The sequence below is a fragment of the Actinomadura geliboluensis genome, assembly GCF_005889745.1.
Classification (GTDB): domain Bacteria; phylum Actinomycetota; class Actinomycetes; order Streptosporangiales; family Streptosporangiaceae; genus Spirillospora; species Spirillospora geliboluensis.
This window is the reverse complement of the sequence record NZ_VCKZ01000048.1, coordinates 1-22,077: the sequence shown is the minus strand read 5'-3', so window position 1 is coordinate 22,077 and position 22,077 is coordinate 1. Positions and strand designations below refer to the sequence as shown.

General features: G+C 70.5%; 23 protein-coding genes. 12 read left to right on the top strand and 11 right to left on the bottom strand.

What is annotated here, in order from left to right:
* Positions 1-25: 25 nt before the first annotated feature.
* The 9 genes from ETD96_RS09810 to ETD96_RS09770 form a co-directional block, all read right to left on the bottom strand.
* A complete protein-coding gene (locus ETD96_RS09810; RefSeq protein ID WP_138635997.1) occupies positions 26-1,756 on the bottom strand; it encodes a class I adenylate-forming enzyme family protein in 1,731 nt (576 codons plus the stop codon).
* 28 nt (positions 1,757-1,784) lie between these two features.
* Positions 1,785-2,579, bottom strand: a complete 795-nt coding sequence (locus ETD96_RS09805; protein WP_138635996.1) for an enoyl-CoA hydratase/isomerase family protein — start codon at positions 2,577-2,579, stop codon at positions 1,785-1,787.
* A complete protein-coding gene (locus ETD96_RS09800; RefSeq protein ID WP_205719188.1) occupies positions 2,579-3,751 on the bottom strand; it encodes an acetyl-CoA C-acyltransferase in 1,173 nt (390 codons plus the stop codon). Before ETD96_RS09800 ends, ETD96_RS09805 begins: the two co-directional genes overlap by 1 nt.
* Positions 3,752-3,790: 39 nt before the next feature.
* On the bottom strand, positions 3,791-4,657 hold the full coding sequence (locus ETD96_RS09795) for a branched-chain amino acid ABC transporter permease (protein ID WP_138635994.1): 867 nt from the start codon (positions 4,655-4,657) through the stop codon (positions 3,791-3,793).
* The gene (locus ETD96_RS09790; protein ID WP_205719187.1) at positions 4,654-5,364 is read right to left on the bottom strand and encodes an ABC transporter ATP-binding protein; all 711 of its coding nucleotides are present in this window, start codon (positions 5,362-5,364) and stop codon (positions 4,654-4,656) included. The genes ETD96_RS09795 and ETD96_RS09790 overlap by 4 nt, the downstream gene beginning before the upstream one ends.
* Positions 5,365-5,372: 8 nt before the next feature.
* Positions 5,373-6,173, bottom strand: a complete 801-nt coding sequence (locus ETD96_RS09785; protein WP_138635993.1) for an ABC transporter ATP-binding protein — start codon at positions 6,171-6,173, stop codon at positions 5,373-5,375.
* Entirely contained in the window at positions 6,170-7,222 is a 1,053-nt protein-coding gene (locus ETD96_RS09780) for a branched-chain amino acid ABC transporter permease (RefSeq protein ID WP_171068950.1), read from the bottom strand. The genes ETD96_RS09785 and ETD96_RS09780 overlap by 4 nt, the downstream gene beginning before the upstream one ends.
* A gap of 85 nt (positions 7,223-7,307) precedes the next feature.
* Complete coding sequence (locus ETD96_RS09775) at positions 7,308-8,447, bottom strand: ABC transporter substrate-binding protein (RefSeq protein WP_138635991.1); 1,140 nt, start codon at positions 8,445-8,447, stop codon at positions 7,308-7,310.
* Positions 8,448-8,671: 224 nt separating this feature from the next.
* The gene (locus tag ETD96_RS09770) at positions 8,672-9,556 is read right to left on the bottom strand and encodes an oxidoreductase (protein ID WP_138635990.1); all 885 of its coding nucleotides are present in this window, start codon (positions 9,554-9,556) and stop codon (positions 8,672-8,674) included.
* A gap of 134 nt (positions 9,557-9,690) precedes the next feature.
* Between ETD96_RS09770 and ETD96_RS09765 the strand changes: the two genes are divergently transcribed.
* The 9 genes from ETD96_RS09765 to ETD96_RS09725 all read left to right on the top strand — a co-directional run bounded on the left by ETD96_RS09765 (position 9,691) and on the right by ETD96_RS09725 (position 18,333).
* On the top strand, positions 9,691-10,488 hold the full coding sequence (locus ETD96_RS09765; protein WP_138635989.1) for an SDR family NAD(P)-dependent oxidoreductase: 798 nt from the start codon (positions 9,691-9,693) through the stop codon (positions 10,486-10,488).
* 68 nt (positions 10,489-10,556) lie between these two features.
* Positions 10,557-11,972, top strand: a complete 1,416-nt coding sequence (locus ETD96_RS09760) for an amidohydrolase family protein (RefSeq protein ID WP_138635988.1) — start codon at positions 10,557-10,559, stop codon at positions 11,970-11,972.
* A gap of 2 nt (positions 11,973-11,974) precedes the next feature.
* Positions 11,975-12,958: a cyclase family protein gene (locus tag ETD96_RS09755; protein WP_138635987.1), complete on the top strand. Its 984-nt coding sequence runs from the start codon at positions 11,975-11,977 to the stop codon at positions 12,956-12,958.
* 66 nt (positions 12,959-13,024) lie between these two features.
* Positions 13,025-15,007, top strand: a complete 1,983-nt coding sequence (locus ETD96_RS09750; RefSeq protein ID WP_240807436.1) for an acetoacetate--CoA ligase — start codon at positions 13,025-13,027, stop codon at positions 15,005-15,007.
* Positions 15,004-15,936: an MBL fold metallo-hydrolase gene (locus ETD96_RS09745; protein ID WP_138635985.1), complete on the top strand. Its 933-nt coding sequence runs from the start codon at positions 15,004-15,006 to the stop codon at positions 15,934-15,936. The genes ETD96_RS09750 and ETD96_RS09745 overlap by 4 nt, the downstream gene beginning before the upstream one ends.
* Positions 15,937-15,958: 22 nt before the next feature.
* Positions 15,959-16,834, top strand: a complete 876-nt coding sequence (locus tag ETD96_RS09740; RefSeq protein WP_138635984.1) for an NADPH:quinone oxidoreductase family protein — start codon at positions 15,959-15,961, stop codon at positions 16,832-16,834.
* Positions 16,831-17,451, top strand: a complete 621-nt coding sequence (locus ETD96_RS09735; protein ID WP_138635983.1) for a TetR/AcrR family transcriptional regulator — start codon at positions 16,831-16,833, stop codon at positions 17,449-17,451. The genes ETD96_RS09740 and ETD96_RS09735 overlap by 4 nt, the downstream gene beginning before the upstream one ends.
* Before the next feature lie 50 nt (positions 17,452-17,501).
* Complete coding sequence (locus ETD96_RS09730; RefSeq protein WP_138635982.1) at positions 17,502-17,930, top strand: thiolase family protein; 429 nt, start codon at positions 17,502-17,504, stop codon at positions 17,928-17,930.
* Positions 17,931-18,153: 223 nt separating this feature from the next.
* Positions 18,154-18,333, top strand: a complete 180-nt coding sequence (locus tag ETD96_RS09725; RefSeq protein ID WP_205719186.1) for a transposase — start codon at positions 18,154-18,156, stop codon at positions 18,331-18,333.
* Position 18,334: 1 nt separating this feature from the next.
* Here ETD96_RS09725 and ETD96_RS09720 read toward each other — a convergent pair whose 3' ends face one another.
* Positions 18,335-18,958, bottom strand: coding sequence for a TetR/AcrR family transcriptional regulator (locus ETD96_RS09720; protein ID WP_138635981.1), 624 nt, complete (start codon positions 18,956-18,958; stop codon positions 18,335-18,337).
* Between the two features lie 290 nt (positions 18,959-19,248).
* Here ETD96_RS09720 and ETD96_RS09715 point away from each other — a divergent pair, with 290 nt between their 5' ends.
* Positions 19,249-20,121: an ISAs1 family transposase gene (locus tag ETD96_RS09715; RefSeq protein ID WP_138635980.1), complete on the top strand. Its 873-nt coding sequence runs from the start codon at positions 19,249-19,251 to the stop codon at positions 20,119-20,121.
* Between the two features lie 286 nt (positions 20,122-20,407).
* Here the strand turns inward: ETD96_RS09715 and ETD96_RS09710 are convergent, their stop codons facing one another.
* On the bottom strand, positions 20,408-20,611 hold the full coding sequence (locus tag ETD96_RS09710) for a tetratricopeptide repeat protein (RefSeq protein WP_138635979.1): 204 nt from the start codon (positions 20,609-20,611) through the stop codon (positions 20,408-20,410).
* Positions 20,612-20,808: 197 nt separating this feature from the next.
* Between ETD96_RS09710 and ETD96_RS09705 the strand changes: the two genes are divergently transcribed.
* On the top strand, positions 20,809-21,336 hold the full coding sequence (locus ETD96_RS09705; RefSeq protein WP_138635978.1) for a hypothetical protein: 528 nt from the start codon (positions 20,809-20,811) through the stop codon (positions 21,334-21,336).
* Between the two features lie 232 nt (positions 21,337-21,568).
* Positions 21,569-22,077, top strand: a 509-nt coding sequence (locus ETD96_RS09700; protein ID WP_205719185.1) for a hypothetical protein, incomplete at its 3' end; no start/stop codon positions are given.

Below are 22,077 nucleotides of genomic sequence, written 5' to 3'. Positions count from 1 at the left end.
GGAGTCGTCTGGCGGCAACCCGGCGTCAGGCACGGCTGCGCGCTCGCGAGCTGCGGATCCGCGGGGCCTCGGTGATGCCCGCCGCCGCCAGTTCCGCGGCGATCCGGGCCCGCAGCTCGACCTTGCGGATCTTCGTTCCGGACATCGGCCAGGAGTCGACGAAGCGCACGTACCGGGGGATCTTGAAGGTCGCGATACGGTCGACGCAGTAATCGATGAGCTCCTGCCCGGTCAGCTCGGCGCCCGGTACGAGCTGCACGTACGCGACGGGCACCTCGCCGTAGTAGGCGTCGGGCGCGCCCACCACCGCGCACACGCTGACGGCCGGGTGGCGCAGCAGGTACGACTCGATCTCCAGCGAGGCGACGTTCTCCCCGCCCACCTTCAGCATGTCCTTGATGCGGCCCCGGAACGCCACGCGCCCGTCGGCGTCCATCTCGCCCAGGTCGCCCGAGCTGAACCAGCCGTCGGCGTCGATGACCTCCGCGGTCGCCACCGGATCCTTGTAGTAGCCGAGGAAACGGGAGGTGCCGCGGAACCGGATCTCACCCCGCGCCCCCGGCGGCACGACCTCCCCGGTCTCCAGATCGGTGATGCGCACCTCCATGCCGGGCAGCGGGAAGCCGCCGGTGGTGACGCGCAGGTCGAGCGGGTCGTCGGGGGTGGTCATGGCGACGTGCCCGCTGCCCTCGGTGATCCCGTAGTTGGCGAGCTGCACCGCCTGCGGGGTGCGGGACTGCAGCCTGCGCAGCAGATCCTCACCGCCGGTGTTCATCGTGACCCGCAGCCGGGACAGGTCGGCGGTGGCGAACTCGGGCAGTTCCACGACCCGCATCCAGATCGTCTCGAAGCACGGGATCGCGTGCGTCACCCGCTCCTCCACCATGGCCTGGAGCGACTGGCGCGGATCGAAGACCCCGGCGTGCACGAAGCCCGCGCCCGACGCGACACACGCGATCATGGTGGCGAGCCCCGCGGTGTGGAACAGCGGCAGCGGGCACCAGAAGCGGGAGTCGGCGTCGAGCCGGTAACGGGTCCGGGCCAGGGACGTCCCCTGCATGACCACGCCCCGATGGCTGATCATGCACGCCTTCGGCCGCGCCGAGGTCCCCGAGGTGTACATGAGGTAGGCCAGGTCATCGGCGCGGGCGACGTCCTGGTCGGGCCGGACCGGCTCGTACGGCCCCGCGTCCCACGTCCCCGGCAGGCCGAACTCTTCGGCGGACGAGAAGCCCGGACGACCGTCACCGTCGCCGTCGCTGTCGCCGTCGCCGTCGCCGTCGCCGTCGCCGAGCACGATGACCCGCCGCAGCTTGGGCGCCTCGGCCAGGGCCAGGCTCGTCGAACGCTGACCGGCCAGCGAGGGCAGCGCCGCGACGAGCTCGGCACGCCGGTCGTGGTGGCTTGTCGCTCCGCTGGTCAGCACAACGGCGAGGTCGGCGTGGTCGATGACATGGCCCAGCTCGGCGGCCCGGAACCGGTCGCTGACCGGCACCACGACCCCGCCGGCACGAACGGTGCCGAAGATCGCCGCGATCATGTCCAGCGAGGGCGGTACCCACAGCCCGACGTGCTCGCCGGCCTTCAGGCCCGCGTTGACCAGCATGTGGGCGAACGCGTCGGCCCGCGCGTCGAGTTGCGCGAACGTGGCCCTGGCTTGGGGGAAGACGAACTCGTTGCCCGGGTGCGCCGCAGCCGTGTCCCGCAGCAGTCTGCTCATGGACCAGTTGACACCGTCGGCATCGGAATCGCTCATCGTGCTCTCCGTGGAATCTCTGGGGTGGTCACCGGCCGCGGTAGATCGGCGCGCGCCGCTCGGTGAAGGCGGTCATGCCTTCGTTGAAGTCCTCCGAGGCGACGTACGTGGTGAACGCCCCGAGTTCGAGCTTCAGCCCGATCGCGGAAGACTGCGTGGCCGCCTCTCTGGCGACCCGCTTGACCTCCCTGAGGGCGAGCGGGCTGAGCTCGGCCAGCCGTCGCGCCATCGCGGCGGCGGTCCCGATGAGCCGATCCGGCGGCACGACCTCGTCGATGAGACCGTGCCGCTGCAGGTACCCCGGCTCGAACAGCTCGCCGGTGAGCAGCAACCGGGAGGCGACGTTCGCGGGCACCTTGCGCACCAGCCGGGCGGATCCGCCGGCGCCGGGCAGCACACCGTACTTGAGGTGTCCGTCCCCGATGCGGGCGTCCGCGGACGCGATGACCAGGTCGCAGCACAGGACGAGTTCCAGCCCTCCGGCCACCGTGACGCCGTTCACCGCGGCGATGACCGGCTTCGGAAGCTCCTCGAACCGGGTCAGGGTCTTGGCCGAGTAGTCGATGTACGCCAGCAGGCCGTCGTGGTCGCGGGTGTCCAGCAGGCTCCTGAAGTACTTGAGGTCACCGCCGGTGCTGAAGGCGCGCCCGGTCCCCGTCACCACCAGGACCCGCACCCGGGGGTCGTCCTCGATGTCGTCCAGGGTGTCGTTGAGGTCGTCGAGCAGCGCCGCCGAGTACGCGTTGAGGGCGGCCGGGCGGTTGAGACGCACCCACGCCACGCCGTCGCCGACCTCCAGCGTCACGTTGGCCCGGGCGGTCATCAAGCGATCCTTTCCACGATCGTGGCGTTCGAGACACCGCCGGCCTCGCACATCACCTGCAGGCCGTAACGGCCGCCGCGGTGGACGAGTCCGTGCACGAGAGTGGTCATGAGGCGCGCGCCGCTGGCCCCCAGCGGGTGGCCGAGGGAGATGCCGCCGCCGTGCACGTTGACCCGGTCCATGTCGGCGCCGGTCTCGCGGGCCCAGGCGAGCACCACGGAGGCGAACGCCTCGCTCACCTCGAACAGGTCGATGTCGGACAGGCCCAGTCCGGCCTTGGCGAGCACCGCCCGGGTGGCCGGGATGGGCGCGGTGAGCTTGTACAGGGGGTCGTCCCCGACGGCCACGGCGGTGTGCACGCGCGCGAGAGGGATGAGCCCGAGCCGGGCGGCCGTGTCCGAGGAGGTGATGAGCAGCGCCGCGCTTCCGTCGCTGATCTGGCTGCTGTTTCCTGCGGTCACCGACCAGCCGAGTTGCGGGAACCGGGCGGCCATGGCCGCCGAGTGGAACGCGGCGGGCAGGGCGGCGAGCCGCTCCGCGCTGGTGTCCCGCCGGACGCCCTCGTCTGCGGCGAGTTCCGGGCAGGGCAGGACCTCTTTCTCGAAGGCCCCCGCGTCCCAGGCGGCCGCGGCCTTCGCATGGCTCGCCAGGGCGAACTCGTCCAGTTCGGCGCGGGTCAGGTTCCACCTGGCCGCGATGAGTTCGGCGCTCACGCCCTGGTTCACCATGCCGTCCGGGTAGCGCCCGGCGAAGGCCCGGCCGTACGGGTCGGCGTCCGGCGGGGTGTCGGAGAAGATCGGGACCTGGCTCATCGATTCCACGCCGCAGGCGATCACCACGTCGTAGGCGCCGGAGATGACGCCCTGCGCGGCGAAGGCCACCGCCTGCTGGCTGCTGCCGCACTGCCGGTCGACGGTGACCCCGGGGACGGACTCGGGAAGACCGGCCGCCAGGGCGGCCGTGCGGGCGACGTTGGCGCCCTGCGGGCCGGCCTGGGTCACGCAGCCGGCGATGACGTCGTCGATCATCTCCGGGGGCACGCCGGTCTCCTCCAGTACGCCTTCGATGCTGCGGGCGAGCAGGTCGACGGGGTGGACGCCGGCCAGGGCGCCGCCCTTCCTCCCTCTGCCGATGGGTGTGCGGACAGCCGCGACGATGACTGCGTCAGTCAACGCGTCTCCTCTTGTCAGTGGTTTCTGCCTCATGCGCCGTCAGACCTTCACCTTCTGGGCGGTGCGGAAGACCCCGGCGGGCCGGACGACGAGCACGAGCACGAAGACGGCGAATACGAGCGAGGTGCGGTAGTCGGCCGAGACGTATCCGGCGAACAGGGCTTCCAGTACGCCGAGCAGGACGCCGCCCGCCACCGCCGTTTCCGTCCGGTCCAGACCGCCGAGGACGGCCCCGACGAAGGCGATGAGCGCGAGTCGGGTGCCCATGGACGGGCTCATGCTGAGGATCGGGCCGATGAGCACGCAGGCGACGGCGGCCAGTACCCCGGAGACGGCGAACAGCGTGGTGGTCACCAGATGGGTTCTGATGCCGAGCATCTCGGCCATCTCCCGGTCCTGGAAGATGGCGCGGATCGAGGCGCCGCGCCGGCTCCGGAACCCGGCGATGAGCAGGGCGAGCAGCACCGCGCAGACGGCGACGGTGCCGATGCTGTGGTCGGAGACGGCGACGGCTCCCCAGTGCCGGCTGCCGTCGCCGAACGGGCTGGGGGCGGGCAGGGTCGACGTCCCCGCCGCAAGGCGGACGATCTCCTGCAGCACGATGGCGAAGCCGAAGGACATGATCACCGCGGCGAGCATGTCGCGTTCGGTGACGAACCGGTAGAACAGCGTCCACGACACCATCGCGATCAGCAGGCTGACGCCGACCGAGACGGCGAAGCGCACCGGAAGGGACCAGCCGTCCAGGAACACGTAGACGAAGTAGCCGGCCACCATGGCCTGTGCGCCCAGGGCGAAGTTCACGAATCCGGTCGCGGTGTACACCACGGTGTAGCCGGCGGCGATCAACGCGTAGATCGCACCGGTCACCACGCCGGCGACCAGCAGTTGCGCAAGGGTGCTCATGCCGGAACACTCCCTTCGAGGCCGCCCAGGTACAGGTCCTGCATCGCGGTCGTCCCGCTCATCTCCCCGACCGTGCCGGACAGCACGATCCGGCCGTCCGACATCAGGTAGCCCCGGGAGCACAAGCTCATGGCGAGCCGCGCGTTCTGCTCGACGAGCAGGATCGCGAGGCCCTCGGCGGCCAGCGATCTGACGGCATCGGCGACCTGCTCGGTCGCGACCGGGGCCAGGCCGAGCGAGAGTTCGTCGATCAGGAGCAGCCTGGGCTCCTGGATGAGGGCCCGGCCGATGGCCAGCATCTGCTGCTCGCCGCCGGACATCAGGCCAGCGGGCTGGGCGAGACGCTCGCCGAGCCGGGGGAAGCGGTCGAGGACCGCGTCGAGGCGGGGCCGTACCGGGCGGGCGCGGTTCACCCGGGCCGCGACCTCGAGGTTCTCGCGGACCGTGAGCTGCCCGAACACGCGGCGCCCCTCGGGCACCACGCCAATGCCGAGGCGGGCGCGGGCGTGCGGCGGCATGCGCGTGATGTCGTCGTCCAGCCAGTGGACGGTTCCGCGGCTCATCTTGGAGAGGCCCAGGATCCCTCTGATCAGCGTGGTCTTACCCGCGCCGTTCGGCCCCACCACGAACACGGCCTCGTTCGCCACCTCCAGGTCGAGATCCCGCACCACCGTGACCGGCCCGTAACCGATCCGGGCGTCGCTCATGCGCAACATCACGTTCCCGCCTTTCCGAGGTACGCCTCGATGACGACGGGGTCCTTGCGCACCTGCGACGGGGTTCCCTCGGCGATGACCCGGCCCTGCGCGAGTGCGGTCATCACGTCGCAGACGCTCATCATGAGCCCCATGTTGTGTTCGATGATGAGCACCGTGTACTCCGTCTCTGCCAGGTGCTTGAGCAGCGCGGCCAAGATGTCTACGTCGCTGCCCGGAAGACCGGCGGCGGGCTCGTCGAGGACGAGCAGCCGCGGTTCGGTCGCGAGCGCGCGGGCGATCTCGACCAGTCGCCGGCGGCCGTAGGGCAGTGCGCCGACCTGGGCGCGGGCGTACCCGGCGAGGCCCAGCTTGTCGAGCAGGTCAAGGCAGCGGGCCCGTTGCTCGCGTTCGGATCGCGCGGTGACCCGGGTGTAGCACCACGTGTGGGGGAAGCGGTAGCGCACGTGCCGGTGGCGGCCCGCCATGACGTTGGTCAGGACGTCCTCGTCGTCGAAGAGCTGCGAGGTCTGGAAAGAGCGGACCAGCCCGAGCCCCGCCAGCCGGTGGGACGGCACGCCGGTGACGTCCTCGCCGCTGAGGCGGACCCGGCCGGAGTCGGGCCGTTCGACGCCGGTGAGCATGTTGACCAGCGTCGTCTTGCCGGCACCGTTGGGGCCGATCAGCCCGTGCACGGTGCCGCCGGCCACGGCGAGGTGAACGTCGTCGACGGCGGTCAGGCCGCCGAAACGCCGCGTCACGCCCCGGGCTTCGAGCAGTGCGCCGCCGGACACAGGACCGGACGGCGGCGGGGCCGTCATCGTCCTCTCCCGGAGAACGGCCGGAGCGCGTGCGCCACGGCGAGCCGGAGGCTCGGCGAGCCGAGGAGGCCCGCGACGCCCATCGGCAGGAACCGCAGCGTCAGGACGACGAACGCACCGTAGATGAGCAGAACGTACGGCGCGACCCCGAAGGACTCGGCGGAGTTGCGGAAATAGGTGAGCAGGATGGTCGCGCCGATGACGCCGGGCATGGATCGCAGCCCTCCGATGATGGCGATGGTGAGGACGGCGAGGGTGAGGTCCAGGCCGTACACGGTCGGGTCGAGCACCAGCGCGTAGGCGGGGTACAGTCCGCCCGCAACGGCCGCGAATGCTCCGCCGAGGGCGAGCGCCAGGACCCGGTAGCGGCGGGTGTCGATGCCGATGCTGCGGGCTGCGATCGGGCTCTCCCGCCCGGCCATCAGCGCGCGCCCGATCTTGCTGCGACGCACGCTGGCGATGATGACCATGAACATCAGTCCGTACCCGAGGCCGACCCAGTACAGGAGGCGGGGGTCCTCGAGAGGACGGCCGGCGAAGTTCAGCCGGTACCCGAGGATGCCGGTGGCCCCGCCGAGGTAATCGGAGTTGCGGACGACGTTCTCGCCGATGAAGCCGAAGGCGAGGGTGGTCAGCGCCAGGTACAGGTCGGAGACCCGCAGCGTCACCAGCGCCATCAGCGCCCCGAGGAGGGCGCCCGCGAGGCCGACCAGGGGAAGCGCGACGACGCCATCAAGCGAGACGCGGTCCATGAGGACGACGCCGAGGTAGGCGCCCGTGCCGAACAGGGCGGCCTGCCCGAGGGTGAAGATGCCGCCGATGCCCATGCACAGGTGCAGCGTCAGGGCGGGCAGGGACATGATCACCACGTAGGCGATCAGGTACTGGACGGCGGTGTCGTCGATCGTCAGGGGGGTCGCGACGGCCGCCGCCGCCAGTACCGCAAGACCCGGAGTGCCGGCGCCCCGGAGTCGCGGGCGGCTCCCGTCGCGCGTCCGGTCGTCCGCGTCAGGCGGGCTGGGAGATTCCAGTTCGGTTGCGTTGGTCATGGTTCCTCTGCTTCCTGGCGCACGTCTGGCGACATGCGTCACGAGCCAGGTCATCTGCGTTGGTTGCCCGTGCGGGCCGGGGCGGCTACGGCTTTGGCCAGACGGTCCGGTATCCCGAACCCGTCCATTCGGCGATCGTCGCCGCGGTCTGGCCCTCGTGGTTCCCGGCGCTGAAAGTCCAGCTCCGCACGGCTGTGCCGGGCAGGTCGCTGATGCTCGACAGGCCCATGGTCAGCTCCTTGGAGGAGAAGCCCTGCGCCCGGGCGGCCTCTGCGATCCCCTTGGTGGCGTCGTAGGCCATGCCGGCGAACCAGCCGGGTGCCTGCACGCCCTGTTCCTTGAACTTCCTGGTCAGTGCCGGGGAGTTCGGGTCGGATGCATTGTCGGGGAACCAGGGGGCGACCGTCATGTAGCCCTTGGCCGCGTCGCCCGCCAGCGGGATGACGCCCGCCGCTTCGGCGCCGATCCACTGGCCCTTCAGACCCGTCTCCTTCGCCTGGCGCAGCAGCTTGGCGACGTCGGCCGGGTTGGTGTCCGAGAGCAGCACGTAGGCCGGGTCGGCCTTCCGCAGTTGCAGGATCGCCGGGGTGTAGTCGGCCTGGCCGGGGTCGTGGCCGATGTTCGCGGAGATCTTGATGCCCGCCTTGTCCAGCAGGGCCTTCTGCTGCCCGGCCGCGCTGTTGCCGAAGTCGCTGTTGGCGTGGACGATCGCCACGGAGTCGTCCGGCTTGATCTGGGACTTCACGTACTCGACCACGGTCTCGTTGTTCTTCTGGTTGGCGATGCCCCACCGGTAGGTGTTGTCGTACTTCGAGGTGATCTCCGACACCAGGGACATGACGATGTGCGGGACCTTCGCACGCGAGGTGACCTCGGCGGCGGGCATGACGTTCGCGGTGACGATGGGGCCCATCACCAGCGGCAGCCGGTCGGTGGTGACCGCCTGGCGGGCCTTGGCGACGCAGATGGCCTGCTCGCTCTGACAGTCGAAGTAGACCGGTTCGATCTTGAAGTCGTAGGAGCCGGAGGCGTTGAGGTCGGCCACCGCGGCTTTGACGCCGGCGACCAGTTGCGAGCCGTAGGCGCCCAGCGGACCGGACTCCTCGGCGACGACGGCGAACTTGAGGGTCTTCCCGGCGCCCGAGGCTCCGGTGCCCCCGCCGCCGCAGGCGGCGAGGGCGAGGACGGCGACGACGGCGCCCGCCTTTAGCAGGGATGTGTGCATGGGTCTTCCCTTCGACCGCGGCCGGCTACTCGGGGGTGTGTGAACCGGCAGGTGCGCGCGCTCAACGTAACGGGGCCGAAACCCCAAATCAAGGTTTTGGGTCAAAAACCTTAAACATTGGACCTGACAGGAAGGCCGAGGTCAGGGCGCGCAGCCCGGCGGAGTCCGGGGCGGGTGCGCGCTCGGGGCGGCCACCTGGCGGCGGGCGGCGGAGTTCGATGCGCTCAGCCGATCTGCGCGCCTCCGGGCAGGTCGGTCGAGGTGCTGAGGTGCTCCCAGGCCGCCATGTCCGCGTCCAGCGCGGCACGCCCCGACCGCACCAGCCGCAGCGCGTCCGACCCCAGGAGCAGGTGCGCCGGCGGATCCTGCGACTCGACGACGGCGAGGATCGCCGCGGCCGCCTTGGCCGGGTCGCCGAGCTGGTTGCCGCTCGCCCTCAGGCGCGCCTCGCGGATGGGGCCGAACAACGCGTCGTAATCACTGATCGACCGCTCGGTGCGATCCATCGAACGGCCGGCCCAGTCCGTGCGGAACGAGCCGGGGGCGACCGCGGTCACGTGCACCCCGAACTGAGCGACCTCCTTTCCGAGGGACTCCAGGATGCCCTCAAGGGCGTACTTGCTCCCGTGGTAGAAGGTCAGGCCCGGGACCGTCATGAGCCCGGCCATCGAGGTGATCCCGATGACGTGTCCCGTCCTGCGCCGGCGCATCGAGGGCAGGACCGCCTTGATCGTGGCGACGGCGCCGAAGACATTGGCGTCGAACTGCGCGCGCAGCGCACTCATCGGGGACTCCTCGAACACCCCCTCATGCCCGTAGCCGGCGTTGGCCACCACGACGTCGACCGGTGCGACCTCCTCCTCGACGGCGCCGAGCACGGTGAGCGCGGCGTCGTCGTCGGTGACATCGAGGATCCGCGCGACGGCCCGGCCGGACGCCAGGGCCTCGAACGCGACCGCGTCCTTCGCCCTGCGAACGGTGCCGACCACCGTGTGGCCGGCCTCGAGCGCGGCGCTCGCCAGCGCCCGGCCGAGCCCGGCGCTCACGCCCGTGATCAGGAATGTCTTCGGCCGAGCGGCACGCTCGGCGGCATCTGCGTTCTCACTCATGGGCCGAGGGTAGGACGGCGGCAACCGCCCCGGAAGAGATTTTCGACGCTATGACAAAAAAAATCGATGCGAGGTAGACAAAACGTGTGCTAGGTGTAAGGCTCGCTTGTGACCGACGTCACGGGAGGACCTCGATGCCAGCCCTGTCCCAAGCCCTCGACCTGTCGGGGCGCTGCGCCCTGGTGGTCGGCGCCAGCCGCGGTATCGGGGCGGAGGCGGCGACCCGGCTCGCCGAGCGCGGCGCCCGCGTGGCCCTGACCGCCCGGTCGGCGGACTCCCTCGAGCGGTTGGCCGCGACTCTGCGCGCCAGTGGCGCGGAATGCGCGGCGTACCCCGCTGACGTGACCGTCACCGGGGACGTCAGCCGGGTCGTGGACCGGGTCGGCGCGGAGCTCGGGCCGGTCGACGTGCTCGTCTACGCCACCGGGCAGGGGGCCGTGGGCCGGTTCGAATCCATCGACGAGGCCGAATGGCGCCGCCTCTACGAGGTCAACGTGATCGGCGCGGTCGGCTTCGCGCGCGCGGTGCTCGGCCCGATGCGCGAGCGCGGCTGGGGCCGGATCGTCGCCGTCGCCTCGACCGCCGCCAAGTACGGCAGCCGGCTCCAGAGCCCCTACAACGCCAGCAAGCACGCACTGCTCGGGCTCGTCCGCTGCCTGGCCTTGGAGACCGCCGGGGACGGCATCACCGTGAACGCGGTCTGCCCCGGCTTCGTCGACACCGAGATGGTCGCCCAGGCGTTGCCGCGGTGGGCGTCGGTGCTCGGGACCAGCGAGGAGGCCGTGCTCGCCGGCCTGCTCTCCCGCGTCCCCCAGGGGCGGATGCTCGGCGTCGGCGAGGTCGCCGAACTGGTCGCCTACGTCGCGTCGCCCGCCGCCGCCGGCCTCACCGGCCAGGGCCTCACCCTCGACGGCGGCCTGATCCTCGTCTGAGCCGTCCACGGACCCCTCCACGCACGACCACAACAGACCGACCGATATGAGAGAACGGAGACCACGCCATGACCGCACGTCTGCTTCTGCGTGGAGCGCGGCTCGTCACCATGGACCCCGCCATCGGGGTCGTCCCGCGGGGTGACGTCCTCATCCAGGACGGCACCATCACCGCCGTCGGACCGGAGCTGGACGTCACCGACGCCGAGGTCCTCGACGTCACCGGCCACGTCGTCGCGCCAGGGATGGTCGACACCCACCGGCACACCTGGCAGACCCAGGCCCGCGCGATCTGCGCCGACTGGTCGCTGGCCGACTACTTCTACGGGATCCGGCTCGCGGTCTCCCCTGCCTACACCGCGGCCGACGTGCACCTGGGCAACAAGCTCGGCGCCCTGGAGGCCCTCAACGCCGGCGTGACGACGATCCTCGACTTCTCGCACTGCAACAACACGCCCGAGCACTCCGACGCCGCGGTCACGGGGCTGCTGGATTCCGGAGTGCGGGCCAGGTTCTGCTACGGCTTCTTCGAGAGCAGCCCGTTCGCGCCGCCGCACTTCGCCGACCACACCGAGCGGGTCAGGGACTTCGAGCGCATCGCCGCCACGTACTTCAGCGGCGCGGGCCGGGTCACCCTCGGGGTCGCCCTCAACGAACTCGGCCTGGTCCCGTTCTCCCACACACGCACGGAGATCGAGGTCGCCCGCGCGCACGGCGCCCTGGTCGCCACGCACATGGCGTGCGTGTGGCAGATGCCGTCGGGTTTCGACGAGATCGCCGACGCCGGGCTGCTCGGCCCGGACATGGTGCACATCCACTGCAACACCCTGCGCGACGACCAGTGGCGCCGACTCGCCGACGCCGGCTCCAAGGTGTCGATCTCGGTCGAGACCGAGACCAACATGGGCATGGGCCGGCCGGTCTTCCAGAAGTGCGCCGAATTCGGCGTGAAGCCCACGCTGTCGTGCGACGTGGTCTCGCTCAACAGCGGTGACGTGATCACGCAGGCGCGGTTCGGCCTGGCCTTCAAGCGCTGGGCCGAGACCGAACACCTCAACCTGGCGGGCAAGGACGTCGAGAAGGTCACCGCCACCGCGCTCGACGCCCTGGAGTGGGCGACGGCGAACGGCGCGGAGGCCTGCGGCCTCGGCGATCAGGTCGGCACCATCGCGGTGGGCAAGAAGGCCGACCTCATGGTCGTCGGGGGGTCCGGCGTCAGCCAGCACCCGATCGTCGACGGGCCGGGCACGCTGATCTACCAGACGACTCCGAGCGACGTGCGCCACGTGCTGGTCGACGGCGAACTGGTCAAGCGCGACGGCGTCCTGGTCGGGCACGACCTGCCCAAGCTGCTGGCCGAGGCCGATGAGTCCGCCGCGCGGGTGCTGGAGCGTGTGCGCGCCGCGGGCGGGCGGTTCCCGGCCACCCCGACCGAGGGCTTCGACGACGTGACCGCGCTCGCGCTCGCCAACCTGGCCAGCTGATCATGGTGGATTTCGCAGGGGACGGGCCGGTGCCGGCCGAGGAGCTGGCGCTGCTCCACCGCTACATCGACCAGTGCACCAACTGGGGCCGCTGGGGCGAGGACGACGAGGTCGGCGCGGTCAACCTCATCGACGCCGCCGCCGTGCGCCGGGGCGCGGGCGCGGTCCGGGCCGGCAGGACCGTCTCGCTGACCCTTCCCTACGACGGGAGCGGCCCGCAGGACGGCGTGCTGCGGACCAATCCGCAACTGGTCACCACCGCCACCGGCCTGGACTACCTGGCCGGGACCCAGGACTTCCTCCCCGGCGGCGGCACCCCGAAGGGGTTCGGCTACTCCGACGACATGGTCGTCATGCCCAACCAGGCCGGCACCCAGTGGGACTCGCTCTCGCACATCTTCTGGGAGAGTCGGATGTGGAACGGCCGGTCGGCCGCGGAGTCGACCTCGGCCGGGGCGGCGGCCAACGGCGTGCAGAACTACACCGGCCGGATCGTCACCCGGGGTCTGCTGGTCGATGTACCGGCGATGCTGGGTGTCGAGTCGCTCGAACCCGGCCGGGCCATCACCACGGAGGACCTCGAGTCCTTCCTCGCCGAGCACGGGCTCACCGTCGAGCCCGGCGATGCGCTCCTGGTCCGCACGGGCTTCCTCGCAGCGCGTCGCGAGGCGTGGGGCGACTACGCCGGCGGCCCGGCGCCGGGACTCTCGCTGCACACCGCGCCCTGGCTGCACGCCCAGGGGATCGCCGCGGTCGCCACCGACACGTGGGGCGTCGAGGTCCGGCCGAACGAGATCGGGGTCTTCCAGCCGCTCCACGTCGTCTGCCTCGTCCATGCCGGGATCGCGTTCGGGGAGATGTTCGACCTGGACGCCCTCGCCCGCGACTGCGCCGGGGACGGGGTCTATGAGTTCATGCTGAGCGCGTCACCGCTGCCGCTGACGGGCGCGGCCGGCTCGCCGGTCAGCGCAGTGGCGATCAAGTGAGGCACGATTCGAGGGGGGATCGACATCTCCAGCGGAAGCGACACCCGCGGGCAGGACGCCCCGGCCTTGCTGTGGTCACCGCCTGAGGACCGCTCGGCCACCCGGCTCGGGCAGTTCACGGCCTGGCTGGAGGCCAGGCACGGCGTCCGTTTCGCCGGGTACGACGACCTGTGGCGATGGTCGGTCGAGCACCTGGGCACGTTCTGGGCCGACGTCGCCGAGTTCTTCGGCGTCGCCGCAGGGCTCTCCGCCGAGCAGGCACTGGCCGACGACTCCATGCCCGGCGCGGTCTGGTTCCCCGGGGTGCGCGTCAACTTCGCCGAGCACCTGCTGGCCGCCCTCGACGACGACCGGGTGGCGCTGGCCGCGCACACCGAGGACGGCGGCTCGGCCCTGCTGACCGGCGCCGAGCTGAGACGTCAGGTCGGGGCGCTGGCCGCCTCGCTGCGGCGCCTCGGCGTCGAGCCCGGCGACCGCGTCGCGGCGTATCTGCCGAACACCCAGCACGCCGTGGTCGCCTTCCTGGCCACCGCGTTCGTCGGAGCGGTGTGGACGGTGTGCGCGCCCGACTTCGGCGTGCGCAGCGTCCTCGACCGGCTCGCCCAGACCCGGCCCCGGGTGCTGGTCGCGGCCGACGGCCACCACTTCGGCGGGAAGCGGCACGACCGGACCGCCGCCGCGCTGGAGATCCTCGGCGAGCTGCCGACCGTGGAGACCTGCGTCTGGGTCGACCACCTGCATCCCGGCCGCGTTCCCGAGCCCCCGGAGGGCCGCGCCGTGGTCCGGTGGGCCGACCTGGTCGCCGGCGAGGAGGAGCCGGAGTGCGCCTCGCTGGCGTTCGAGCACCCGCTGTGGATCCTGTTCTCCTCCGGGACCACGGGCATCCCCAAGGGAATCGTCCACGGCCACGGCGGCATGCTGCTCGAGCAGTACAAGAACATGCTGCTGCAGACCGACGTCCGGCCCGGCGACGTCTTCTACTGGTACACCTCCACGGCCTGGATGATGTGGAACATCGTCGTCTGCTCGCTGCTGGGCGGGGCGACCGCCGTCCTGTACGACGGCAGCCCGACCTACCCCGACCTGGACCGGCAGTGGGCGCTGGCGCAGCAGTGGAACCTCACGCACTTCGGCACCAGCGCAGGCTACCTCACCGCTTGCGCCGTCCAGGGGCTCCGGCCCGGAGATCGGCACGACCTGTCGCGGGTCCGGTTCATCGGGTCGACCGGCTCGCCGCTGCCGGCCCGCACGGCCCGGTGGGTCTACGACGCCGTCGGCGCAGGCCCGCAACTGGTCTCCTCCACCGGCGGAACCGATGTCGCCACCGGGTTCCTCGGCGCGACCCCGATGCACCCCGTGTGGGCCGGCGAGCTCTCCGGCCCGATGCTCGGCGTGGCCGTCGCATCCTGGGACGAGGCAGGCCGCCCGGCCACCGGCCGGGACGGGGAGCTGGTGGTGACCGCGCCGATGCCGTCGATGCCGCTTCGCCTCTGGAGCGACCCCGGCGGGAGCCGCTACAGCGACGCCTACTTCTCCACCTACCCCGGCGTGTGGCGCCACGGCGACTGGGTCGAGATCACCGAGCGCGGCTCCGCCGTCGTCTCGGGCCGCTCGGACTCCACTCTCAACCGCGGCGGTGTCCGGATGGGCACGGCGGACGTCTACGCCGCCGTGGAGCCGCTGCCCGAGGTGGTCGACTGCATGATGATCGGCGTCGAGCAGGACGACGGCGGCTACTGGATGCCGCTGTTCGTGCAGCTGGCCGACGGCGCCGAGCTGGACGACAAGCTGCGGCGCACGATCCGCGAGGCCATCGCCCGCAATGCCAGCCCGCGGCACGTGCCCGACGACATCCTGGCCGTACCGGGCATTCCGCGCACCCGCACCGGCAAGCGCGTCGAGGTGCCCGTCAAGCGGCTCTTCCAGGGCGTGCCGGCCGAGCGGGCGGCCAGCGCCGGCAGCCTCGTGGACCCCGCCGTCATCGAGCACTACGCGGCGATCGCCCGCGCCAGGCATACCGAGAACGGAAGGAGGGACGTGCGAACATGACACGCCTTCACGGTCAGCCGCCCGCGCGGCTGGAGCAGCTCACCGACCGGGTCTGGGCCTGGGTCCAGGAAGACGGCACCTGGTGGGTGAACAACGCCGGCGTCGTCTCGGGCGACGACGGGCTCCTGATCGTCGACACCTGTGCGACCGAACGGCGTACCCGCGCCTTCCTTGACGCGGTGGACGGCGAGACCGGCGGGCCGGTGCGCTGGGCGGTCAACACCCACGCGCACGGCGACCACACCTACGGCAACTCGCTGCTCCCCGAGGACACCGTTCTCATCGGCCACCGGCTGATGTGCGAGCACCTGCGCACCGACCCGGTCTTCGACGCCTGCCCGCCGCTGTGGGAGCCGGTGCCGGACTGGGGGGCCGTGACGCGCCGGGTGCCCGAACTCGTCCTCACCGACGACCTCCTCATCGAGGAAGGTGGGTTGACGGTCGCGCTGCGGCACCCGGGCCATCCGGCCCATACCACCGGCGACGTGGTCGCCTGGGTGCTCGACCAGGACGTGCTGTTCGCCGGCGACCTGCTCTTCCACGGCATCACCCCCCTGGTCTTCATGGGCTCGGTCGAGGGGGCGCTGCGCTCCCTCGACTGGCTGGCGTCTTTCGCTCCGGCGTACGTCGTGCCCGGCCACGGTCCGGTCATCAAGGGTGGCGAGCTGGAGGAAGTGCTGGCCCGGCACCGGGCGTACTACCGCTTCGTCCAGGAATTGGCGGCCGAGGGCATCCGGCGCGGGGTCGACCCGCTGAGCGCGGCCCGGACGGCCGATCTCGGGCCGTTCGCGGCGTGGCCCGACGCCGAGCGGCTGGTGCCGAACCTGCACCGCGCCTACGCCGACGCCGGTGTCGGGGACGTTGACGTCGTCGCCGCGCTGACGGACGCCGTCACCTGGGCTGGCCATCCACTACCCACCCGGGTCTGAACCCGCCCTCTGGAGGAATCGCGTGCGCGCCATTCGAGTCGAGGCGACGAACGGTCCCGAGGCCGCCCTCCCGGCCGAGGTCCCGGCCCCTGCCCCCGGCGACCACGTACTGGTCGACGTCCACGCGGCCGGGGTCAGCTTCCCCGAACTGCTGATGTGCAGCGGCCAGTACCAGATGAGGCCCGACCCGCCGTTCGTGCCGGGTTCCGAGGTCGCGGGCACGGTGGTCTCGGCGCCGCCCGGCTCCGGACTCGGCGCGGGCGACCGTGTCGCGGCGTTCAGCGTGTACGGCGGCTGGGCGGAGAGGGTCGCCGTACCGGTGCACGCGGTGTTCGCGCTGCCGCCCGGGCTCTCGTTCACCGCTGGGGCCGCGCTCCCGATGAATTATCTGACCGGGCACTTCGCGCTGGTGCGGCGCGCGCGGCTGGAGAAGGGCGAGACGGTACTGGTGCATGGCGCCGCGGGCGGTGTCGGCACGGCGGCGATCCAGATCGCCCGAACGTACGGCGCCCGCGTGATCGCGGTCGCCTCCAGCGCGGCCAAACGCGACCTGGCCCGCCAAGCGGGCGCCGACCACACCGTGGACGTGCCTGGCTTCGCCGCGGCCGTCCGCGACCTGACCCGCGGAACCGGCGCTGACGTGATCGTCGACCCGGTCGGCGGAGACCGGGTCACCGACTCACTGCGCTGCCTGCGCCCCGAAGAGAGGCTGCTGGTCGTCGGATTCACCGGCGGGGAGATCCCCTCGGTGCGGCTCAACCGCCTGCTGCTCAACAACATCTCGGTGGTGGGGGTCGCGTGGGGCGCCTACTGGATGTCCCGCCCGGCGTACCTCGCCGAGCAGTTGCCGATCCGCCACCACGGGTCCGGGGCACGCCGACTAGCATTCTTGGAATGACGAGCGCAGACGCAGCCAGCCGCCGACGCCGGCGAGAGGCGCCTCGCAAGGGCGACCTGCGCGAGCAGGCCATCCTCGATGCGGCCGAGGAGCAGCTCGGAACCCAGACGCTCGACAGCATGACCGTCGAGTCGATCGCCCGCGGCGCCGGGATCACCCGCAACGCCCTCTACTTCTACTTCGCCTCCAAGCAGGATGTCCTGGCCGCGCTGGTCCGCCGTACGGTGGAGCAGGTCGCGAACGATGCCGCGTCCACCGCGGCCGCCACCGGCATCGAGCCGACCGAGCGCATCGTCCGCGCGGTCCACAACACCGAGCGGCACTGGATCCAGCACGGCGTGGTGATGCGAGCCGCGGTGGAGTTGGGTGCGGTGATCCCCGAGATCGGCGACATGTGGACCGAGACGGTCGAGCGCTATATCACCGTGATGACCGAGGTGATGCTGAGCGCCGGGCTGTCTGCGGAGGGACCGGGGTCGGCCGAGGACGTGGCACGGGCGCTGTGCTGGATGACCGAGCGCAACTTCTATTACGCCTCGGCAGGTAAAGGCGGCGAGGACGTCCTGAGGCACACCAGCGACGTCTGCATCGGCATCTGGCACCGCATGCTGCCGTGAGCCACCCAATCGATACACTGCGTTGACTTTTTTCGTCGCCGTGCACAAAAATGGTGCCATGTGCGAAGCGGCGATCGTCTCCACGGCCCGGCCCCCCCGATCGGCAAGGCCTACCGGGGGGCCTTCAACGACGCCTCCGGCCAAGAGCTCGTCGGCTCTGGGAGACCAGCGCGAGTTCGTCCTGGCGGGCACGCGAGACGGCGTACCGCTCCGCGACGACCGCAGCCGCCCAGGTGGCCGGCCGGTTCGACGCCGAGATCGTACCGATCGCCGCTAGCAGCCGCCGAGCAGGTCGTCACCGACCGGGCCAGGTGTCCCGGGTCGGGCGCACCGTGACCGCCGACGAGTGCGTGCGTCCCGGTACGGCGGCCGAGGGGCTGAGCGCTCTGCGGCCGGTGCTCGCCGACGACCGCTTCCACCACTCGAGGCCGGCCTGGGTGGTTTCGTCCGCTTCTCATGGTCGTAACCAGCCTGGGTGAGCCAGGAGACCGGACGGCTCGGCTGGCTGCACATCCGCACCTGTCGCCCGTAGCGCTCGCCCCTTTCGGCGGTGACCAGCCCGTCCAGCACCTCCGGGGCGGTGCGGGCCACCTCCTCCACCGCGGCCCGCACCGTCTCCAACACCAACTCCAGGCGAGTCAGCACCGGCGCGGCGCCGTTCCCGCCCGAACCGGCCTCCCTGGCCCATACCGTCGACACCTGGTGGACCAGATCGCCGCCTACATCCACACCGGCATCACCAACGCCGCCAGCGAGGGCAACAACCGCCTGATCAAACTCGAAGCACGCAACGCCTTCGGATTCCGCAACCGCCACAACCAACGACTCCGGTCACGCTGCGCAACCACGAGACGAGCCCGGAGACAAAGACTCTCCACCTAAATTAGGAGACCCCATCTTCCGGCAATTCGAATAGGCGACTCATCAAATAGTGAAGATATTCGCGAAATTCCTCCACCTCGGCAGTCGGGATAGGCTCGCCCCTCGGCCGCTGGTGGAGTGGATCGCTGTAGACGACCCCATGACTAAAGAATCCGGCTATAGTCCATTGAATGGTCCATAGCAGGTATTCTAGATAGTCGGGCTCGGGCACCGCATCATGAAGCTTATCTGTCATCCAGGTCAGCCAAGGGGTAAGATTCTGGTATTCGATATCCGCAGCGTCCGCCGCATCTCCCGTCCGGCGATGCTGTAGTAGCTTCATCAACTCTGGGCGCTTTATGTTAAAGTCCAGATAACTGTCCACGAGGCGTTCCAGAGCTTGCCTGGTCGGAGCGAGTGTTGCCATAGGCTCCGCTGCGGCCGCTTCTTGGGCCTCCATCTCCCGATTTAGCACCGCCCGATAGAGCGCCCCACTGCTGGGGAATAGTCTACGCAAAGCGGCTTTATCCACCCGGGCACTCTCTGCAATCATATCTGTGGTTGTGCCATCGAATCCAAGCTCTGCGTACAGCAAAGTCGCTTTGTCTATTATCCGATCAGCCTCCGAAGAGGAACTCTTGTCCATGTAGCCATGGTATGGGGTCTCGCAATGCCTGCGAAGATGTCAATAAATGATTTTGGTAGATTTTCCTTGGGATTTGACCTTGGATTGCGCGTTGCAGGGTGTACAACCACGCCCGTGGCCATCACCACGGCGGTGCGTCAGGGCAATTTCAAGGTCGCCTGTCTGGGGTGATCAGGCTCTGTTGTCCGGATCGGTTGCGGCCACGCAGGGTGACACCGGAACGAAGATGACCTTTTGTTCGGGATCATGGGAGTTCTCACGCTTCCAGTACCCGAGCAAGAAGGTCATCGGTGTCAGTTTCGCATGCCCGCTCGGTCCCGTCTCTGCTGGATGACCTGGAGGGCCTGACCGATCCGCGCAAGCCGCAGGGGATCCGGCACCGGCTGGTGGCGGTCCTGGCGGTGGCAGTGGTGGCCACACTGGGCGGGGCCTGCAACTACCGGGAGATGGGATCGGCGGCCGCGGACTTCTCCCAGGACCTGCTCGCTGTGGTGGGAGCGCGGTGGAACCCGCTCACGCGTCGGCGGGCCGCCGCCGGAGCCGCCACGATCCGCCGGGTCCTGATCGCGGTGGACGCCGACGCGCTCGAGCGCGTCATCGGCGACTGGCTGCGGGCCTGCGCCGCCTGCGACCAGGACGGGTGGCAGATCGCGCTGGACGGCAAGGACCTGCACGGTGCCTGGGCCGACGACGGGCGGCTGGTGCTGTTCTCCGCGCTGGTCCACCGCCGCAAGGGTCAGGCCCCGGTGACGCTCGCCCAGATCCGCGTTCCCGAGGGCACCACCGAGACCACCCAGGTCCGGGCCCTGCTCGCCGGCCTGGAGTTCGAGGGTGCGCTGGTGACGATGGACGCCGCGCACACCTGCGCCGCCCCCTCGCCACCTGGTTCACGACAAGAACGCCGACTACTGATGGCGGTCAAGGGCAACCGCGACGTGCTGTACGCGGCCTGCAAACGCGTGGCCTCCGCCCTGGTGTCGGGCGGGCAGACCCCGCACGTGGTCACCGAGGACGATCACGGTCGGATCAGCACCTGGACGACCTGGAGCACCGACCTTCCTTCGGGCGCCGGAGTGAAACTGCCGCATGCCGCCCGGCTGGCGGTGATCCGCCGCGACATCGCCGACCTTCCGGACGCCCCACCAGCAAGGAGGTCGTCCTGATGGTCACCAGCCGCGCCTTGATGACCAGCGCCGACTTCCACACCCCCGCGGGCACTGGGGAATCGAGAATCTCGAGCACCGCCCCCGCGACACCGTATGGCGCGAAGACGACCAGCAGGCCTACCTGGGCAACAGACCCCGCAACACCGCCGCCCTGCGCAACCTCGCCCTCGGCGTCCTGGCCATCAACGGCATCACCAAGATCACCGAGACCGTCCAGCGGATCTGTCGCGACCACGACCGCGCTGTCCCGCTACTCATGCTCACATAACGTCACTACCAGCCATCACCCAACGACTTTGAAATTGCCCTGGGCGAAAGGACCAAAGGTCTGGTCGAGGTGGAAGGAGCGCCCAAATGCCTCGATAGCCTCGGAGGCGTTGCCTTTCCGCAGAAGAGCGTAATCGCGCAGGCTGTGCCCCTCAGCGATCACCTCATCCAACTGCAATGCTGTCTTGATGCTGGCGCGTGCGGCTTCGGCGCCATCCAAGGTAGAAGTATGCCGCTACCGCCCCGCCTGCGAGACCGCGGCCGCTCGGCGAGCCGCAGCGCCACCAAGATCACCACCGCCGGCAGAAAGCGAATTCCTCCTCGGTCGCGGCCTGCGGCGGATAGGCCACGGTCCCAGGTCTGTGGGCCTGGGCGAACGGGCAGCCCACCGCCGACCTGCGGCACGGCCTGACGACGTTGCTGGCGCTCGGGCTCGGCTGCGGGCTGGAATCGGGCGAGATCATCCCGCTGCGCGCCGCCGACGTGCGCACCGGTCCCACCGCCGACAGCCCCACCGCCGATACCAACCTCGTCCCCGTTGCCGCCGCCGACGACCAAGTGGTGGTGGCGGTGCGCGGCCGCCGCGCCCGGCTGGTGGTCTGCCGCCGCGCCTGGGAGCGGGTGCTCGCTGACCGGGCCGAGCACGCCCTACGGATCGGCGGTGAGCCGGGCGGCTACCTGTTCCGGGCGAACGCGGCCGTCCGGGGCGGCAACATCGTCACCAATTTCCTGGCCCGCACCCACGCCGCGCCAGGCGTGGCGCCGTTGAAGACCTCCCGGCTGCGGGCCACCTGGCTGGTCGGCCTCATCGACGCGGGCGTACCGCTGACGGTCATCGTCTCGGCCGCCGGGCTCGACACCCTGCACAGCCTGACCCGCCTGCTGCCCTTCGTCCGCACCGCCGACCCCGGCCAGGCCGCGACACTGCTGCGAGGCAGCCCGTGACGGCCTCTGACACCGGACGCCCGCCGGAGGAGGGTCCCGGCGCGACACGCGACCACGGCTGGAGCCGCCTGCGCGAAGAACGCGTCGTCTACGGCGACCTGCGGGTACGGCAACCGCAGAGTTCGTCGCCGCGACCGGAATCGCCGTCGAACTCCAAGCCCTGATCACCCGGCCGACCGGGAGACGCCGCACCTGCACCGTCAAGGGACTCCTGGTCGGCATGGTGCTGGCGATGCGCCACACCGGTGGCGCCGCCCTCCACCTCACCCAGGTCGCCGACATCCTCTACTGGGGCATCCCCGAGACCTGGCGGCACCGATTCGCCCTGGACGACAAACCCGACGACCTGCACGGGTTCGAAGCCGGCTACGCCGTGGTCCGCCGACTCGCCCACGCCGCCCTGGCCGCCATGGACCCCTCACCGCTCCCCAAGAACAAACGACTCCCTCGCACCGAGGCCGCGCACATCACCCAACACGCCGACCACCAAGACCTCGCCGACAAGGAGAACCGGCTCATGCGCATCAGCAACCGCATCATCGAAGCGTCCATCGCCAAAGTCCGCGACATCCTCGACCACCACTGGGAGGGCTCGCTGGGCATGGACGCCACCGTCATCGCCACCTTCGCCCGCGGCACCCGCACCCGCGGCCCACTCACCTCCACCGACCCCGACGCCGGCTGGTACGTCCGCACCGGCGACCACGCCGACCCCGACCTGCCCAACCCCACCGCGGCCTC

Excerpts from the sequence above, each read along its gene's own strand:
- ETD96_RS09785 (WP_138635993.1), bottom strand. The coding sequence starts at position 6,173 with ATGACGGCCCCGCCGCCGTCCGGTCCTGTGTCCGGCGGCGCACTGCTC.
- ETD96_RS09720 (WP_138635981.1), bottom strand. The coding sequence starts at position 18,958 with ATGGACAAGAGTTCCTCTTCGGAGGCTGATCGGATAATAGACAAAGCG.
- ETD96_RS09775 (WP_138635991.1), bottom strand. The coding sequence starts at position 8,447 with ATGCACACATCCCTGCTAAAGGCGGGCGCCGTCGTCGCCGTCCTCGCC.
- ETD96_RS09790 (WP_205719187.1), bottom strand. The coding sequence starts at position 5,364 with ATGAGCGACGCCCGGATCGGTTACGGGCCGGTCACGGTGGTGCGGGAT.
- ETD96_RS09810 (WP_138635997.1), bottom strand. The coding sequence starts at position 1,756 with ATGAGCGATTCCGATGCCGACGGTGTCAACTGGTCCATGAGCAGACTG.
- ETD96_RS09805 (WP_138635996.1), bottom strand. The coding sequence starts at position 2,579 with ATGACCGCCCGGGCCAACGTGACGCTGGAGGTCGGCGACGGCGTGGCG.
- ETD96_RS09780 (WP_171068950.1), bottom strand. The coding sequence starts at position 7,222 with ATGACCAACGCAACCGAACTGGAATCTCCCAGCCCGCCTGACGCGGAC.
- ETD96_RS09765 (WP_138635989.1), top strand. The coding sequence starts at position 9,691 with ATGCCAGCCCTGTCCCAAGCCCTCGACCTGTCGGGGCGCTGCGCCCTG.
- ETD96_RS09745 (WP_138635985.1), top strand. The coding sequence starts at position 15,004 with ATGACACGCCTTCACGGTCAGCCGCCCGCGCGGCTGGAGCAGCTCACC.
- ETD96_RS09770 (WP_138635990.1), bottom strand. The coding sequence starts at position 9,556 with ATGAGTGAGAACGCAGATGCCGCCGAGCGTGCCGCTCGGCCGAAGACA.
- ETD96_RS09760 (WP_138635988.1), top strand. The coding sequence starts at position 10,557 with ATGACCGCACGTCTGCTTCTGCGTGGAGCGCGGCTCGTCACCATGGAC.
- ETD96_RS09730 (WP_138635982.1), top strand. The coding sequence starts at position 17,502 with ATGGTGCCATGTGCGAAGCGGCGATCGTCTCCACGGCCCGGCCCCCCC.
- ETD96_RS09795 (WP_138635994.1), bottom strand. The coding sequence starts at position 4,657 with ATGAGCACCCTTGCGCAACTGCTGGTCGCCGGCGTGGTGACCGGTGCG.
- ETD96_RS09735 (WP_138635983.1), top strand. The coding sequence starts at position 16,831 with ATGACGAGCGCAGACGCAGCCAGCCGCCGACGCCGGCGAGAGGCGCCT.
- ETD96_RS09755 (WP_138635987.1), top strand. The coding sequence starts at position 11,975 with ATGGTGGATTTCGCAGGGGACGGGCCGGTGCCGGCCGAGGAGCTGGCG.